Raw genomic sequence first — 16,392 nt, forward strand, 5'->3', positions numbered from 1 at the left:
ATTCCGCATCGGAACCGATCTTAAGGACGCACCCGATGCCGATGGAAAAGAAATTCGACGCCGCCGCCGCCGAGGCCCGCCTGTATCAGGCATGGGAAGACGCGGGCTGTTTCACGGCGGGCAAACACGTGGACAACGCCGAAACCAGCACCTTCTGCGTCATGATCCCGCCGCCCAACGTCACCGGCGTTCTGCATATCGGCCACGCGTTCAACAACACGCTGCAGGATATCCTTGTGCGCTGGCACCGGATGCGCGGGTTTGACACCCTGTGGCAGCCCGGCCAAGACCACGCCGGGATCGCCACGCAAATGGTGGTGGAGCGCAAACTGGCCGAGGAAGGCCAGCCGGGCCGCCGCGAGCTGGGCCGCGAAGAGTTCACCAAAAAGATCTGGGACTGGAAGGCTGAATCGGGGTCCACCATCATCAGCCAGCTCAAACGTCTTGGCGCCTCCTGCGATTGGGATCGCAACGCCTTTACCATGTCGGGCGCTGAAAGCGCCCCTGCGGGAGAGGAAGGCAACTTCCACGACGCGGTGATCAAGGTCTTCGTCGACATGTATGAAAAGGGCCTGATCTATCGCGGCAAGCGTCTGGTCAACTGGGACCCGCATTTTGAAACCGCGATTTCCGACCTAGAGGTCGAAAACATCGAAGTTGCCGGTCACATGTGGCACTTCAAATACCCCCTCGCCGGCGGCGCGACCTATACCTACGTCGAAAAAGACGAAGACGGGAATGTCGTGCTGGAGGAAGAGCGCGATTATATCTCCATCGCCACCACCCGCCCCGAAACCATGCTGGGCGACGGCGCGGTGGCCGTGCACCCGTCGGACGAACGCTACGCGCCCATCGTCGGCAAACTGTGCGAAATCCCGGTTGGCCCCAAGGAACACCGCCGCCTGATCCCGATCATCACCGATGAATACCCCGACAAAGACTTCGGCTCGGGCGCAGTGAAGATCACCGGCGCGCATGACTTCAACGACTATCAGGTCGCCAAACGGGGCGGCATCCCGATGTATCGCCTGATGGACACCAAAGGCCACATGCGGGCGGACGGCGCGGGCTATGACGAGGCCGCGACCATCGCCATGGCCGTCGCCAAGGGTGAACGCACGCTGACCGAGGCCGAAACCGACGCCATCAACCTTGTCCCCGACGATCTGCGCGGGCTGGACCGGTTTGAGGCCCGTAAACTGGTGGTGCAGCAAATCACCGATGAAGGCTTGGCCGTGATGACGACCGAGACCGTCAAAAACGACGAGGGCGAGGAAGAGACCCGCCCCTGCCCGATGGTCGAAAACAAGCCGATCATGCAGCCCTTTGGCGACCGTTCCAAAGTGGTGATCGAGCCGATGCTGACCGACCAATGGTTCGTCGACACCGACAAGATCGTCGGCCCGGCGCTGGACGCGGTACGCAACGGCGACACCAAAATCCTGCCCGAAAGCGGCGAGAAAACCTATTTCCACTGGCTGGAAAACATCGAACCCTGGTGCATCTCGCGCCAGCTGTGGTGGGGGCATCAGATCCCGGTCTGGTATCTGATGGGGACCGCAGAAGGCGCTGAACCAAAGGCGTATTGTGCTGCAAGTTTTGACGAAGCCGCCGACATTATCAAAGCAGAGTTCAATTGTGATGAGGTCAAAGAAATCATGATCGACTCGTCCCAATATGATGATGATAACTACGTTAACCCAATGGATGTTTATCTGGGGAACCTGGGGACCATCCAAGATCTGCCCTCATATAAGGTAAACGGTAAAACTCTTTATGTTTACCGCGACCCCGACGTGCTCGACACCTGGTTCTCCTCGGGTCTGTGGCCCATCGGCACGCTGGGCTGGCCCGATGACACGGCTGAGCTGGATAAATACTTCCCCACCAACACTTTGGTGACGGGCTTTGACATCATCTTCTTCTGGGTCGCCCGGATGATGATGATGCAGCTGGCTGTCGTGGATAAAATCCCGTTCGACACCGTCTACCTGCACGGCCTTGTGCGTGATGCCAAGGGCAAGAAGATGTCGAAATCCACCGGCAACGTGATTGATCCGCTGGAGATCATCGACGAATACGGCGCCGATGCGCTGCGGTTCTCCTCCGCTGCGATGGCCGCTTTGGGTGGCGTGCTGAAACTGGATATGCAGCGCATCGCGGGCTATCGGAACTTTGGCACTAAAATCTGGAACGCCGCGCGGTTTGCCGAAATGAACGGCGCGTTTGAGGGCCACGCGACCAGCGACATTCCGCAGCCCACCGCCACCGTGAACCGCTGGATCATCGGCGAAACCGCCCGCATCCGCGAGGTCGTGGATAAAGCGTTCGAGGAATACCGTTTCAACGACGCCGCCAACGGGCTTTATGCCTTTGTCTGGGGCAAGGTCTGCGACTGGTACGTCGAATTCGCCAAGCCGCTGATCATGGACGGCGACGATGCGACAAAGGCTGAAACCCGCGCCACCATGGCTTGGGTGTTGGATCAGTGTTTCATCCTGCTGCACCCGATCATGCCCTATATCACCGAAGAGCTCTGGGGCACTTTGGGCAAGCGCGACGACATGCTAATGGTCACCGAGTGGCCCAGCTATGGCACCGATCTGGTCGACGCCGACGCCGACCGCGAGATGAACTGGGTGATCGCATTGATCGAAGAAATCCGCTCGGTCCGCGCCCAAATGCACGTGCCCGCCGGGGCCAAGCTGCCGATGTTGCAGCTGGAACTGGACGAAGCAGGCGCCGCAGCTTGGGCACGGAACGAGACGCTGATCAAACGGCTGGCCCGCATCGACAGCCTTGAGGCCGTCGACACCCTGCCCAAAGGCTGCGTCACCCTGACGGTCGAAGGCGGCACCTTTGGGCTGCCTTTGGCCGATGTGATCGACGTGGCCGAAGAAAAGGCGCGATTGGAAAAATCGTTGCAAAAACTGGCCAAGGAACTGGGCGGCTTGCAAGGGCGTCTGAAGAACGCCAAATTCGTCGCCAGCGCGCCCGCCGAGGTCGTGGAAGAAACCCGCGAACTGGCTGCGCTGAAACTGGACGAAAAATCCAAGCTGGACGCTGCCTTGGCCCGTCTGGCCGAACTGGCATAAGGATTTAAACCATGGCTCTGGCCCCAACCCCGATCCGCGATCTGTTTCGCCGCGCCATGCAGGCGCAAAACAACGGTAAGGCGGATTTGGCGCGAGAGCTGTACGGCCAAATCCTAAAGGCAAACCCCAAGCTGCCCGAGGTGCATTATCAGTTGGGGCGGCTGGAAATGGGCCTTGAGCGTCCAAGACAAGCGCTGCGCCACCTTAAGACAGCGCGCAAGATCAAATCCGATGAGCCCGTCATATGGACCACCATGATGGACGCCTATCTGGCGCTGAAAGATCGCCAATCGGCCAAAGTTCTTTTGGCTGAGTCTAAGAAAGGTCGTCTGCCGTTTCGGGTTGTACAAGAACTTGAAAACAAGCTTAAAACCGAAAACCGTGAAGGTGTGGGTCAGCTAGGTTCTATTGACAAGGCGGTATTTGAACACGCTGCAGCGTTGTACCAGTCTGGCAAAGCAGCCGAGGCCGAAAATGCCGCCAAAGCCATGCTGGCCGGAGCACCTAATGTGGCCCCGGCGCTGGCCCTTCTAGGGGCTGCGCAAGCCACCCAAGGCAAATCAGACGAAGCTAAAAATGCCTATAGAAAGGCCATTGCTGTCGACCCGAATTATGTCGAAGCCCACGCTCAGTTCGGCCAACTTCTGATGCATTTGGATGAAAAGACTGAAGCACGAAAGCACCTGGAAGTGGCCCTTTCCAAAGCGCCCAAATCAGCCGAGGCAAACCGCCACCTTGGCCTGCTCGAAGCGTCAGAGCGGGCTTTCGCGAAGGCCGTCCCTTTGCTTGCAGCCGCGCAAAAACAGTTTCCAAACGATGCGAGGCTTTTGATCGCTTTGTCGAACAGCCAGCGCGAAACCGGCGAACTGAAACAGGCGCGGCTAACGATAGAACACGCCCTGGACCACTGCCCAATCAGCGCAGATATCCTCCGTACGCAGGGCTCTGTGCTGGCCGAACTTGATGAAAACGAAGCGGCCTTAAATTGTTTTAAAAAAGCCCACGATATGGCGCCAGATGACATTGCCATCCTGAACGCCTTGACATGGCACCATCAGTTGATGGGCAATTTTGAAGAAACCTCGGCTCTATCCATGGAACTGTTTGAACGCGGACACATGGATGGCGGGCTCTACCGGCGCTACGTCACCGGACACAAAGCCACAGCAAATGATCCGCTGGCCCAAGCGATGCAAGACGCCTTTGAAACAGGACGAGAGGTTGAAGGTACGCGTGAACCTATGGCCTTTGCCCTTGCCAAGGTAAAAGAAGACCTGAAAGATCATTCCGCTGCATTCAAATTCCTGCAAGAAGGCAACGACGGGCTGAGAGAACGCTATCCCGTGGCTGCAGAGAACTTCATGCGCCCGGCAGAGCTTTCTGAAAAGGCGTTTGAAAGGGGCCTGCCCGATTTGCCTACGACGACCCCAAAACTCAACCCAGCCCCTTTGTTCGTTTGCGGCATGCCACGTTCTGGCACCACGCTGGTCGAACAGATTGTTGCCAGTCACTCTCTGGTTACCGCTGGCGGAGAGCTTGGGCATATGAACACCGCCCTGATCGATCCGCTTGCGCTGCGCGATGCGGCAAACAACCCTTTGCAGCTAAGCGATCTGACCGCAGCGCTGAGCAAGGCCAACAAGAAGTATCAGTCGAAAGCCCCCGATACGCCCTTTGTCACAGACAAAGGGATCACCACCTTCATGTTCACAGGTCTCATCCGCCATCTGTTGCCTGACAGTCGCATCATTGTTGTGCGCCGCGATCCGCGCGACAATTGCCTGTCGATGTACAAAAACATGTTTGTCGAGGGCACGCACCGTTACACAACCGATCTGGAAACCCTGGCCAAGACTTATCTGAGCTATCTGGAAACGCTGGACTATTGGCGCAAGGCCACACCGGGGGCGTTCCATGAAATCCGCTATGAAGATCTGATCGGCAACCCCGAAGAAAAGGCACGCGAGCTGATCGCGGAATGCGGCCTTGACTGGGAAGATCGGTGTCTGGAGTTCTATAAGAACGCCAGCAAGGTCAAAACCCTGTCGGTCTATCAAGTCCGCCAGCCGATCTATTCGTCCTCAGTGGGTGCGTGGAAGAATTTCGAATCCGAGCTCAAGCCGCTGATCGACATCCTGGACAAGGGCGGCGCGCTGGAAGGCTGGTAAGGCTTGACAGCGCGCACGCGCGCGGCCAAGAAGCATCCCGAACAACATACCCGCAACCGGGCGTTCCGTGGGCGCCAAACTGACGAGGAGGCCCAACAGCATGGCCCAAATCTCTCTTACCTTTCCTGATGGCAATGCGCGCGAATTCGATGCTGGGGTGACCCCCGCCGAAGTCGCCTCCAGCATTTCTAAATCGCTGGGAAAAAAGGCCATTTCGGCCACCGTGAACGGCGCTCATTTTGATCTGCAATGGCCGATCAATGAGGACGCCAGCATCGCCATTCATACCCTGCAGGATGACGATCAGGCGCTGGAACTGATCCGCCACGATCTGGCCCACGTCATGGCCCGCGCGGTGCAGGCCATCTGGCCCGACGTCAAAGTCACCATCGGCCCGGTGCGCGATTACGGTTGGTTCTATGACTTCGACCGCGAGGAACCCTTCACCCCCGAAGATCTAGGCGTGATCGAGGCCAAGATGAAAGAGATCATCAACGCCCGCGAGCCCGTCACCACCGAGGTCTGGGACCGCGCCCGCGCGATCAAACACTACGAAGACGCGAATGAGCCTTTCAAGGTTGAGCTGATCGACCGCATCCCCGAAGGCGAAGACCTGCGGATGTACTGGCACGGCGACTGGCAGGATCTGTGCCGCGGCCCGCACCTGCAAACAACCGGTCAACTGCCCGCCGACGCCTTCAAGCTGACCCATGTCGCTGGCGCCTATTGGCTGGGCGATGCGACCCGTCCGATGCTGCAACGTATCTACGGCGTGGCCTTCAAGAACCGCAAGGATCTGAAGGCCCACATGACCATGCTGGAAGAGGCCGCCAAACGCGACCACCGCAAGCTGGGCCGCGAGATGGACCTGTTCCACATGCAAGAAGAGGCCCCCGGCCAGATCTTCTGGCACCCCAACGGCTGGCGCATCTACACCACGCTGCAGGACTATATGCGCCGCATGCAGGAACGCGACGGCTATGTCGAGGTGAACACCCCGCAAGTCGTCGACCGTCAGCTGTGGGAGGCCTCGGGCCACTGGGACAAGTACCAGGAAAACATGTTCATCGTCGAAGTTGACGAAGAACATGCCCGCGAAAAGGCGATCAACGCGCTAAAACCGATGAACTGCCCCTGCCACGTGCAGGTGTTCAATCAGGGTCTGAAATCCTATCGCGATCTGCCTTTGCGCATGGCTGAATTCGGGTCGTGCAACCGCTATGAACCCTCGGGCGCGCTGCACGGCATCATGCGGGTGCGCGGTTTCACGCAGGACGACGCGCATATCTTCTGTGCGGAACAGGACATCGAAGCCGAAACCAAGAAGTTCATCGAATTCCTCTCGGCCATCTACAAAGACCTTGGCTTTGAGAAATTCGCGGTGAAATTCTCGGACCGCCCCGAAACCCGCGCCGGCGAAGACGACGTTTGGGACAAGGCTGAATCCGCGCTGAAATCCGCGACCGAAGCCGCAGGCTATGATTTTGACCTGAACCCGGGCGAAGGCGCGTTTTACGGGCCCAAGCTTGAATTCGTTCTGACCGACGCCATTGGCCGTGACTGGCAGTGTGGCACCTTGCAGGTGGACTTTGTGCTGCCCGAACGTCTGGACGCCACTTATATCGGCGCCGACGGCGACAAGCACCGCCCTGTGATGTTGCACCGCGCCGTTCTGGGCTCTTTCGAGCGCTTCATCGGCATCCTGATCGAAAGCAATGCTGGCAAACTGCCCTTCTGGATCGCCCCGCGCCAGGTGGTTGTGGCCTCGATCGTGTCGGATGCCGATGATTTCGTGCACGAGGTCGTCAACACGCTGCGCGCCGCAGGCGTGCGGGCCGAAGCCGACACGCGGAATGAAAAGATCAACTACAAGGTCCGCGAACACTCGCTGTCTAAGGTGCCCGTGATTCTGGCTGTGGGCATGAAAGAGGTCGAAGATCGCACTGTCACCATGCGGCGGCTTGGTCAAAAACAGACTGCGGTTGAAACACTTGAGGCCGTGGCCGAAACACTGGCCGTCGAAGCGACCCCGCCTGACTTGCGCTAAAGCGCGCTAGCCCCGGCTGTAAACCCCTTAAAAAGCACCGGATTTCCGGTGCTTTTTATCTTTCTGCACCTGCTAACATACGGATTTTCAATTGTTTCAGTTCATAACGCACGCGTGCAACACAGCCATGTGAGTAGTATTTTAACACCCTGGCATACTACCTCTATTGGTGTCGCAAGGAGACGACGCACTCGGATTTTTTAGTAAGGGAATGACCATGTCCAAAACCGTAAAAACTCTGGCCGTTGCAAGCGCAGTAGCCGCTGCTTTCACCACCGCCTCGCACGCTGCGGGCAATGAAAAATGCTATGGTGTTTCGCTGGCTGGCGAAAACGGCTGTGCTGCTGGCCCCGGCACCACCTGCGCTGGCACCTCGACCGTTGATTACCAAGGCAACGCCTGGACCCTGGTTCCCGCAGGCACCTGCGAAACCATGGAACTGCCCGAAGGTCGCGTTGGCTCGCTGGAGCCGCTGGAGCGCGACCTGCCGGCATAAGCCACGCCCAGACCCCTCCGCCATCGCGGGGGGGTCTTACCATTGACCGTTCCGGAGACCCCCATGCTTGATGCGCAGCCCAAACGCTTTGATCGCCTGCCAAATCGGCCCGGTGTTGGCTACAAGCCCCAGCATTTTGCGGACATCATGCAGGATGCAGGCCCCGTCGAATGGTTCGAAATTCACGCTGAAAATTATATGGGTCAAGGTGGCCGCCCGCTGGCGCAACTGCGCTATCTGGCGGAACGCTATGCGATTTCCGTGCACGGGGTCGGGCTGTCGATTGGCGGCGAAGCGCCGCTGGATCAGGATCATCTGGACCGTCTGAAACATCTGGTTGGCTGGTTGCAACCGGCCCGGTTTTCCGAACATCTGGCCTGGTCCACCCACGATACCCACTTCCTGAATGACCTGCTGCCCCTGCCCTATACCAACGCCACGCTGACCCGCGTCTGCGATCATATTGATCAGGTTCAGAATGTGCTGGGCCGCGAAATGATGCTGGAAAACCCATCCACCTATCTGGCCTTTGCTGAAAGCACGCTTCAGGAAACCGACTTTCTGGCCGAAGTGGCCCGGCGCTCTGGCTGTGGCCTGCTGCTGGACGTCAACAACGTGTTTGTGTCGGCGACAAACCAAAACCTCGACGCCCGCGCCTATATCGACGCTTTTCCGCTGGCGCAGGTGGGTGAAATTCATCTGGGCGGCCACGATGAAGACGAAGACGAAACCGGCGCGCCGCTGTTGATCGACAGCCACGGCAAGCCCGTGGTTGATCCGGTTTGGGCGCTGTACGACTACACGATCCAACGCGCAGGCGCCCGGCCCACGCTGATCGAATGGGACAACGACGTGCCCGACTGGCCGGAACTGGCGGCCGAAGCCACCCGCGCGGCCCTGGTGCTGGACAAGGTATCCCCATGAGCGTCGGACAAACCGATTTCACCGCTGCGCTGCTGGACCCGGCGCGCGAGGTGCCAGAGGGGCTGACCAACCCTGATGGCCAACCCGCAACCAAGCGGTTTGATGTCTATCGCAACAACGTGGCCTCCAGCCTGTTGGACGCACTGCGCACCGGCTTTCCGGTGCTGCGCAAACTGCTGGGGGATGAGTTTTTTGATGCGATGGGCGGGATTTACCTGCGCGCCCATCCGCCCGCCACCCCAATGCTGATGTTCTTTGGGCAAGAAATGCCGACCTGTCTGGCCGGGTTTGCGCCCGTCGCCCACCTGCCCTACCTGCCCGATGTGGCGCGGCTGGAATTGGCCCTGCGGGACTCTTATCACGCTGCCGATGCCACGCCTGCCGATTGTTCGGCCATGGCGACCATGTCGGCGGATCAGCTACTGGCTTTGCGCCTGACCCTTGCGCCCAGCCTCAAGGTCATATGCTCGGCCCATCCTGTGGTTGGTATCTGGCGCGCCAATATGATCGAAGGCGCCCCAGCGCCCACAGCCCAGCCCGAGGATGCCCTGATTATCCGGCCCGAGTTTGACCCGGTAATCGAACGGCTTCCCGCCGGGGGCGCGGCCTTTGTCTTGGCCCTGATGGCCGGTCAAACCCTTGGTAACGCGGTCGAGGCCGCGGAAGCCCAGTTTACAAATTTCAACCTGACGCCCGTTTTGCAAATGCTCTTGCACACCGGTGCCATAACAGAAGTATTGAATGAGGGATGACAATGAACACTCTGGTAACACTGCATGATTCCGTATTCGACCAAGTCGAATCCAAGACGGAGTCCTGGCTGATTCCAACGCTTGCACGTTTTACTTTTGCTGCAACGCTTCTGATTTATTTCTGGAAGTCAGGTCTGACCAAGTTGGGCGACGGACTCCTGGGGCTCTTCAGCCCTTCCCTGAACGCTTACGCCCAGATTTTTCCCAAAGCGATGGAGGCCGTAGGCTATGACACCTCGCAGCTGGGCCTGTTTCACACGCTGGTGGTGCTGGCCGGCACCTATGCTGAATTCATCCTGCCCCTGCTGATCGTGATCGGGTTTGCCACCCGCCTTGCCGCCTTGGGCATGATCGGTTTTGTCGTGGTTCAAAGCCTGACAGATCTTTACGGCCATGGCGGTATCGCACATGCCGAAACGCTGGGCGCGTGGTTTGACAAGGTGCCGGATGCGGTGGTGCTGGATCAGCGCCTGTTCTGGATGACCATCCTGATCACCATCGTGATCAAAGGCGCCGGCCCCTTGTCTTTGGATCGCATTCTCGGGCGTCAGGCCGCATCGGGCTGACGCGCCGCAAGGGCCAATACCCCGCCCAAAGCGCTCATCGCGATCGGGAACATGGTGAACACGCCAAAACCGAACGCCCAGAACATCCCCGCCGCCGAGAGAAGCAACAGCACTCCGGCGGCGATATTTTGCGACCGGGCCATGGCGCCCCCCGCAATGGCCAAAATCGGCGCCAGCAGGGCCGCGCCCCGCACCAACCCAACATTTTCAACCTGTTGGGCAACGCTTCCGATCTCGCCAAACGCGTCGATGAACACCGTGTATCCATAGCTGAAAAAGCCGACAATCAGGCCAATCACACCTGCAATCACCCCAAGGGTCAGGGCCGCATTCCGCATTACGCTCTCCTTACTAGTACCGCCGCAAACATAGGGGCGCAGGGCGGGTTATCCAAGCGCCGCCTGCACATCCTTGCCCCAGCCCAGATACAGCTTGTCCCCGGCTTCAATCACAGGGCGCCTCATCAAGGCAGGGTATTTCGTCAGCAAATCTTGCGGGCTGCGCGCACGTGCAGTGTCATCCAACCCACGCCATGTGGTTGAACGCCGATTGACCAGCGCCTCACCAAACTCTGCCAGAAATGTTTCAAGCTGTTGGGCGCTTAACGGAGTCGCACGAACGTCCACCAATTCGGCACCTGCTAACGATTTCAGCGCCTTGCGGCAGGTATCGCAGTTTTTCAGACCGTAAATACGCATCTCTTTCTCCAATTTTTGTGCACCCGTGCTGCGTCACACATTTGCAATAGAGTTGTCACTTGCTTTTGGCGCGATTCGTACTTCATGATTTTTACGTGGCAACGGAAATTCTTGGACGTCCGCTCCTCCATAAGGGGCTGCCGGAAGACTTGGAAGACCTAGGCTGTGCTGACCCGACGCAATACCGCGACAGGGCATACATTAAGGAGAAACGGCATGCCGACCGGCACTGTGAAATGGTTTAACACCACCAAAGGTTATGGGTTCATTGCGCCCGACGAAGGCGGCAAAGATGTATTCGTGCATATTTCAGCGGTTGAACGCTCGGGCATGACCGGACTGACGGACAACATGAAATTGTCCTATGAGCTGCAGGAAGGCCGTGATGGCCGGCAGCTGGCCGCAGACTTGAAAGCGATGTAGCGCCAGCCCCGTCCAATTCCCTACCGGATTATAAAAATTCACATCAAGGCTGCTTATTTTGACGGCCTTGAGCTCAAAATATGTCCACAAGTGCCGCCCTTCGCTGCATCGCAGCATTGCACATCTGCAATTATTAACCCCTTTGGGCTAACCTAAGCTCATCACATGGGAGGTAAGACGCCGTTGCGGCGGCTTTGCTTCCGCATCTGCGCTTGCCACCCCAGCCTAAGGGGGCTTGCATGACAGATTTTATTTCACTGCTCGCGATATACTATGCCTGCGATGAGGCCGCGACGCAGATGCTCTTGCCAAAAGACGAGGCAATGCACTGTGCGAAAATCTATAAGACGGTCAAGCTACAGTTTCTAAGCAGTGACGATTTGCACAGCTATCAGACCGGTGACACGGCGCAAAAAGCGACGATCATGCAGTTGGCCTATTTACGTTTCAAAGAATGGGAAACGCAAAACGGGCCGCAAGTGCGGGATTTACGCCAATCCAGCGCAGATTTGCTCTGGCAAGGTTAAGCCGGGTCCTGATCGGGAACGGGCCGCAGGTCAAACCAGTCCTGCCCCATGGCAACGATGCAACTGTTGCCATCCGTATAGGTGACAACCATCGTCCAGTCACCAGTACTGACGGAACTCCAAACCTCCATCACGCTTTCCCGATCCCGAATGCCCGCAGCAATCTGGGTCGAAGCAAACTGCTGTGTCAGCTTTTGGCGCATTTCCTGTTTGGGCGCGCAGAGTATTGGCGCAACCGGCGACGCTGCGCTCGCCAGCGACGGCAACAGGGTACAAACAGCTATCAAACGCAGGGCAAACACTGAAAATCGGCTCCGGAACGTGGGGTTCGAAGCCGATTGTAACAGTTATATGACGATCTGTGGAGGCCCGGTTTCCGAAAAGGTTACCAGCCCAGCCCCTGGGTGCCACGCCCCTGCCGCGTATTGATATAGAACACGCGTCCGACATAGCCCTGGGGCACGTCGTCCACCTGAACGAAACGACCGGTGGGCTTGTATTCACAATAGACCCCCATGGTCCCAACCAGCGCGGTCTGACCTGCCGGGCAGGCAATGGTCGGGGCGTTGGCCGCCCGTGGCGCTGGCGAGTTGAACTCGGCCGGGGCGGTGTAATCCCACTGGCGCGTGATGGAATCGGTGACCGGATTGGCAAGAGCAGACCCGCAGGTCACAAGCAGTGCCGCCGCGGCCGCGGCGTATTTGGTGTACGTCATAACAACCTCTACAAACTGTGGTGCTGCTCGAAATATTTTTTTGTTAACAACACCTTAACGGTCGCGCCGAATATGTCAATTTCAAGGCGACACTGAAACAGAGTGTTTCCTATGTGGTAACGTAGCGGATCAGTTCTCGAGGATACCCATGAACTCGCGCCACTCGCCCTTGCTCATGCCCGAGTTTTCCTGGCTAACGTCTTCGCCCTTCAGCATCCGACGGACGCAATCCAGCGCCTTGGTCGACAAGGTCGCGCCGCCCATGCGGTAATCTTCGAAGGCTTTAAAGGCAAAGGGCACCCAATCTGCCACAACGTTGCAAATCGCATCGGCATAGACGCGGATCTCGTATTGCGCGTGGGCATCGGCGCGCAGACGCAGGAAATGGAACAGGTTGTGCAGATCAACCTTCCAATACCATTGCGTATAAATATTGGCGGGCAGGTTCATGCGGGCCAGCTCGCGGGCCAGACCTTGCTGATCTTCCTGGCTGATCATTTCTTCGTAGTGATCGTAACAGCGCGCAGCGTCGGATTTTAGAATCTCCAACACGCGGGCGGCTTCCTCGCCGGTCAGGGCCTCGCCCCGGCCCTGGTTGTTCACCACCGATTGCGCGGCGATATGCTGCGGTTCGGGGATATAGAACTCGCGGTCCAGAATTGAATAGCGGGCAGAATACTCATTCACATTGGCAGTGCGATGGCGAATCCATTGACGCGCCACAAAGACCGGCAGTTTCACGTGCAGCTTGATCTCGCACATTTCAAACGGGGTCGAATGCCAGTGCCGCATCAGATAGCGGATCAGCCCTTCGTCATTGCTGACGGATTTGGTGCCTTTGCCATAAGACACCCGCGCTGCCTGACAGATTGCGGCGTCATCCCCCATATAGTCGATGACGCGGACAAAACCGTGGTCCAGAACCTCAAGAGGCTTGTAAAGATGCTGTTCCATCCCCGCAGATACCGCCCGCAGGGTGGGCTGAGGGTTGGCGCGTAGCTCTTCAATTTCGGCCAGTTGCTCGGGGCTCAGGGGCATCTTGGAGTCCTTCTCGATTCTGAGTCGTTGCACCACTATATATATGGTAGCCAACCACGCAAACCGCGATATGCGGGTTGACGCATGGAATTTACAGCCGCATCAGAATCAGGTGATATCCATATCTGACAGTGCCAACACAGAACGGAACCCAGGATGAAACTACGCTATTTGCACACGATGGTTCGGGTAAAAGACCTGGAGGCCTCCGTCGCGTTCTACAAATTGCTGGGTCTGAAAGAGACCCGACGCCACGACAGCGAACGCGGGCGCTTTACACTGGTCTTCATGGCCCCCGAGGGGCAAGAGGACTGCCCGTTGGAACTGACCTATAATTGGGACGGAGACGATGGCCTGCCCGCTGACAGCCGCCACTTTGGCCATCTGGCTTACGGGGTCGAAGACATCTATGCCATGTGCCAGTTTCTGCAAGACAACGGGGTTACCATCAACCGGCCGCCGCGCGATGGGCACATGGCGTTTGTGCGCAGCCCGGACAATGTCTCGATCGAGCTGCTGCAAATCGGTGAGGACCTGCCGCCCCAGGAACCCTGGGCCAGCATGGGCAACACCGGGCATTGGTGATCAATAGATATAGCGGATCTGATCGCTCCAATAGCGTTCCATGCGACGCAGGCTGCTGGTGATATCTTCAAGGCCGGCATGATCAATCACGCCTTTGTCCTGTAAGCCATCGGCATGGCGTTCAAACAGGTCGGCCACGACATCGCGCACTTCGCGCCCCTTTGGGGTCAGGCGCACGCGCACGGAACGCCGGTCAATCTCGCAGCGCTGGTGATGCATATAGCCCAGTTCCACCAGCTTTTTCAGATTGTACGAGACGTTCGAGCCTTGGTAATAGCCACGGCTTTTCAGCTCTCCGGCGGTGACCTCGTGATCCCCGACATTGAACAAAAGCAACGCCTGCACCGGATTGATTTCCAGCACGCCGACCCGCTCAAATTCATCCTTGATCACATCCAGCAAAAGTCGGTGCAATCGCTCTACCAGAGCGAGCGCCTCCAGATACCCGGCGATGAAACCCTGCCGCATGGGGGCCGGGAATGGACGTTGCATACTCATACTGTTCTCCGTCTTCTTGACGTGAACAGAATTAGGGGTACTTCTCGAACATTCCGTTAATTCGAAGCAAAACTTGCGTACGCCGCAAAATAATCTGTGAAAACCCTTTGAAACGCGGCCCGTTGCGCGGGCCCGTCTCGCGCCCTAAAGCGCCCCGGCGTGGCGGGCGATGGTTTCGATCAGGGGCTGGTGTTGGGCAGGGGCCTGTTCCTGACCCGAGACCCATTTATACAGGTCCTGATCGTTTTCTTCCATCAGCGCATCCAATGCATCCAGATCAGCATCAGACAGGCTGTGCAGCGTGTCATCCGAGAACCGGCCCAGAATGAAATCCATCTCTTTCATGCCGCGATGCCACGCCCGCATCTTCATCCGCTTAAGTCGATGTTCGCGAAGTTCCGCCATTTGCTGTCTCCTCACTGGACTTTCACGCTGAATGAAGCGCATTTTGCCGCGCTGCAAGGGCAAAACGGTCAATCCGTCTTGAACGCCCCCGCGCCGCACCCTAAGAGGGTTACGGCCCATTTTCAAACAGGAGGCACCCATGACCTTTCTCTCCGAATCCCTTGCACGTGTTAAGCCCTCGCCGACCATCGCGGTAAGCAACAAAGCACGCGAGCTGAAGGCGGCCGGGAAAGACGTGATCGGCCTTGGCGCGGGCGAGCCCGACTTCGACACGCCGCAAAACATCAAGGATGCCGCGAAAGCCGCGATTGACGCGGGCCACACCAAATACACCGCCGTCGACGGCATCCCCGAGCTGAAAGACGCGATCTGCGCCAAGTTCAAGCGCGACAACGGTCTGGACTACACCCCGGCGCAAATCTCGGTCGGGACCGGCGGCAAGCAGATCCTGTACAACGCCCTTGTGGCCACGCTGAACCCGGGTGATGAGGTTCTGATCCCCGCCCCCTATTGGGTGTCCTACCCCGATATGGTGCTGCTGGCCGGGGGTGAGCCCGTCGCGATTGAGTGCCCGATTGAAAACAGCTTCAAACTGACGCCCGAACAGCTGGAAGCCGCGATCACGCCCAAGACCAAATGGCTGATCTTCAACTCGCCGTCGAACCCCACCGGCGCGGGCTATACCTGGGACGAGCTCAAGGCGCTGACCGATGTGCTGATGAAGCACCCCCATGTCTGGGTCATGACCGATGACATGTACGAGCACCTGACCTATGGCGATTTCGAATTCTGCACCCCCGCGCAGGTCGAGCCGGGCCTCTATGAGCGCACGCTGACCTGCAACGGTGTCTCCAAAGCCTATGCCATGACCGGCTGGCGCATTGGTTACGCCGCGGGCCCGGTTGAGCTGATCGGCGCGATGCGCAAGATCCAGTCGCAGTCCACCTCCAACCCCAGCTCGGTCGGCCAGTATGCGGCTTTGGAGGCCCTGAACGGCACGCAGGATTTCATCCCTGAGAACAACGAGCTGTTCAAACGCCGCCGCGATCTGGTGGTCGACATGCTGAACGCGGCTGAGGGCATCGAATGCCCGATGCCCGAAGGTGCTTTCTACGTGTACCCGTCCATCGCAGGCTGCATCGGCAAAACCTCTCCCGCAGGCGTGAAGATCGAAGATGACGAGAGCTTCGCAACCGCCCTTCTGGAAGAAAAAGGCGTGGCCGTGGTCTTCGGCGCGGCCTTTGGCCTGTCACCCAACTTCCGCGTCAGCTATGCCACCTCGGACGAGGCCCTGAAAGAAGCCTGCACCCGCATCCAGGATTTCTGCGCCTCGCTAAGCTAAGCCAGAGCCCCTGCTGAATTTGAAAAGCCCCGCAGGACCCTGCGGGGCTTTTTCATGTCTGGGGGGCGGAACGAAGTTGTCGCTCCCCAGAGCAGAAGGAACAACCGCTTTCG

At 58.2% G+C, this 16,392-nt stretch carries 18 protein-coding genes; 11 read left to right on the forward strand and 7 right to left on the reverse strand.

Features of this window, described 5'->3' with window-relative positions; translation table 11 throughout:
* Positions 1-35: 35 nt before the first annotated feature.
* From ATO10_RS11770 to ATO10_RS11800, 7 genes are all read left to right on the forward strand, one after another.
* Positions 36-3,095 carry a valine--tRNA ligase gene (locus ATO10_RS11770; protein WP_035251687.1) on the forward strand — a complete coding sequence of 1,020 codons (3,060 nt, stop codon included), beginning with the start codon at positions 36-38 and terminating at the stop codon, positions 3,093-3,095.
* Positions 3,096-3,106: 11 nt separating this feature from the next.
* A complete protein-coding gene (locus ATO10_RS16035) occupies positions 3,107-5,263 on the forward strand; it encodes a tetratricopeptide repeat-containing sulfotransferase family protein (protein ID WP_051598120.1) in 2,157 nt (718 codons plus the stop codon).
* Between the two features lie 100 nt (positions 5,264-5,363).
* Positions 5,364-7,310: a threonine--tRNA ligase gene (gene thrS / locus ATO10_RS11780; RefSeq protein WP_035251688.1), complete on the forward strand. Its 1,947-nt coding sequence runs from the start codon at positions 5,364-5,366 to the stop codon at positions 7,308-7,310.
* Between the two features lie 217 nt (positions 7,311-7,527).
* Positions 7,528-7,806, forward strand: a complete 279-nt coding sequence (locus tag ATO10_RS11785; protein WP_035251902.1) for a BufA1 family periplasmic bufferin-type metallophore — start codon at positions 7,528-7,530, stop codon at positions 7,804-7,806.
* 63 nt (positions 7,807-7,869) lie between these two features.
* A complete protein-coding gene (bufB, locus tag ATO10_RS11790) occupies positions 7,870-8,730 on the forward strand; it encodes an MNIO family bufferin maturase (protein ID WP_035251689.1) in 861 nt (286 codons plus the stop codon).
* Entirely contained in the window at positions 8,727-9,482 is a 756-nt protein-coding gene (locus ATO10_RS11795) for an HvfC/BufC N-terminal domain-containing protein (protein WP_035251691.1), read from the forward strand. The genes bufB and ATO10_RS11795 overlap by 4 nt, the downstream gene beginning before the upstream one ends.
* A 2-nt stretch (positions 9,483-9,484) precedes the next feature.
* Entirely contained in the window at positions 9,485-10,048 is a 564-nt protein-coding gene (locus tag ATO10_RS11800) for a DoxX family protein (RefSeq protein WP_035251693.1), read from the forward strand.
* On the opposite strand, the gene ATO10_RS11805 is transcribed toward ATO10_RS11800, so the two are convergent.
* Both ATO10_RS11805 and ATO10_RS11810 read right to left on the reverse strand, forming a co-directional pair.
* Positions 10,030-10,386: a hypothetical protein gene (locus ATO10_RS11805; protein ID WP_035251697.1), complete on the reverse strand. Its 357-nt coding sequence runs from the start codon at positions 10,384-10,386 to the stop codon at positions 10,030-10,032. The two genes, ATO10_RS11800 and ATO10_RS11805, sit on opposite strands and share 19 nt — an antisense overlap.
* Before the next feature lie 48 nt (positions 10,387-10,434).
* On the reverse strand, positions 10,435-10,746 hold the full coding sequence (locus ATO10_RS11810; protein WP_035251700.1) for an arsenate reductase family protein: 312 nt from the start codon (positions 10,744-10,746) through the stop codon (positions 10,435-10,437).
* Positions 10,747-10,962: 216 nt separating this feature from the next.
* Between ATO10_RS11810 and ATO10_RS11815 the strand changes: the two genes are divergently transcribed.
* Entirely contained in the window at positions 10,963-11,169 is a 207-nt protein-coding gene (locus ATO10_RS11815; RefSeq protein ID WP_035251702.1) for a cold-shock protein, read from the forward strand.
* 239 nt (positions 11,170-11,408) lie between these two features.
* Positions 11,409-11,696, forward strand: coding sequence for a hypothetical protein (locus ATO10_RS11820; RefSeq protein ID WP_035251704.1), 288 nt, complete (start codon positions 11,409-11,411; stop codon positions 11,694-11,696).
* Here ATO10_RS11820 and ATO10_RS11825 read toward each other — a convergent pair.
* The 3 genes from ATO10_RS11825 to thyX form a co-directional block, all read right to left on the reverse strand.
* Positions 11,693-11,998, reverse strand: coding sequence for a hypothetical protein (locus ATO10_RS11825; protein ID WP_162174099.1), 306 nt, complete (start codon positions 11,996-11,998; stop codon positions 11,693-11,695). The two genes, ATO10_RS11820 and ATO10_RS11825, sit on opposite strands and share 4 nt — an antisense overlap.
* A gap of 83 nt (positions 11,999-12,081) precedes the next feature.
* The gene (locus tag ATO10_RS11830; RefSeq protein WP_035251707.1) at positions 12,082-12,411 is read right to left on the reverse strand and encodes a hypothetical protein; all 330 of its coding nucleotides are present in this window, start codon (positions 12,409-12,411) and stop codon (positions 12,082-12,084) included.
* A gap of 129 nt (positions 12,412-12,540) precedes the next feature.
* Positions 12,541-13,449 carry an FAD-dependent thymidylate synthase gene (thyX, locus tag ATO10_RS11835; RefSeq protein ID WP_035251709.1) on the reverse strand — a complete coding sequence of 303 codons (909 nt, stop codon included), beginning with the start codon at positions 13,447-13,449 and terminating at the stop codon, positions 12,541-12,543.
* Between the two features lie 156 nt (positions 13,450-13,605).
* On the opposite strand from thyX, the gene ATO10_RS11840 reads away from it, so the two are divergent.
* Positions 13,606-14,034: a VOC family protein gene (locus tag ATO10_RS11840; RefSeq protein ID WP_035251710.1), complete on the forward strand. Its 429-nt coding sequence runs from the start codon at positions 13,606-13,608 to the stop codon at positions 14,032-14,034.
* Here ATO10_RS11840 and ATO10_RS11845 read toward each other — a convergent pair whose 3' ends face one another.
* Both ATO10_RS11845 and ATO10_RS11850 read right to left on the reverse strand, forming a co-directional pair.
* The gene (locus ATO10_RS11845; protein WP_420313645.1) at positions 14,035-14,532 is read right to left on the reverse strand and encodes a MarR family winged helix-turn-helix transcriptional regulator; all 498 of its coding nucleotides are present in this window, start codon (positions 14,530-14,532) and stop codon (positions 14,035-14,037) included.
* 144 nt (positions 14,533-14,676) lie between these two features.
* Entirely contained in the window at positions 14,677-14,937 is a 261-nt protein-coding gene (locus tag ATO10_RS11850; protein ID WP_035251714.1) for a succinate dehydrogenase assembly factor 2, read from the reverse strand.
* A gap of 139 nt (positions 14,938-15,076) precedes the next feature.
* On the opposite strand from ATO10_RS11850, the gene ATO10_RS11855 reads away from it, so the two are divergent.
* Complete coding sequence (locus ATO10_RS11855) at positions 15,077-16,279, forward strand: pyridoxal phosphate-dependent aminotransferase (protein ID WP_035251717.1); 1,203 nt, start codon at positions 15,077-15,079, stop codon at positions 16,277-16,279.
* The last annotated feature ends 113 nt before the right edge of the window (positions 16,280-16,392 follow it).

It is taken from the genome of Actibacterium atlanticum (assembly GCF_000671395.1).
GTDB classification, from domain to species: domain Bacteria; phylum Pseudomonadota; class Alphaproteobacteria; order Rhodobacterales; family Rhodobacteraceae; genus Actibacterium_D; species Actibacterium_D atlanticum.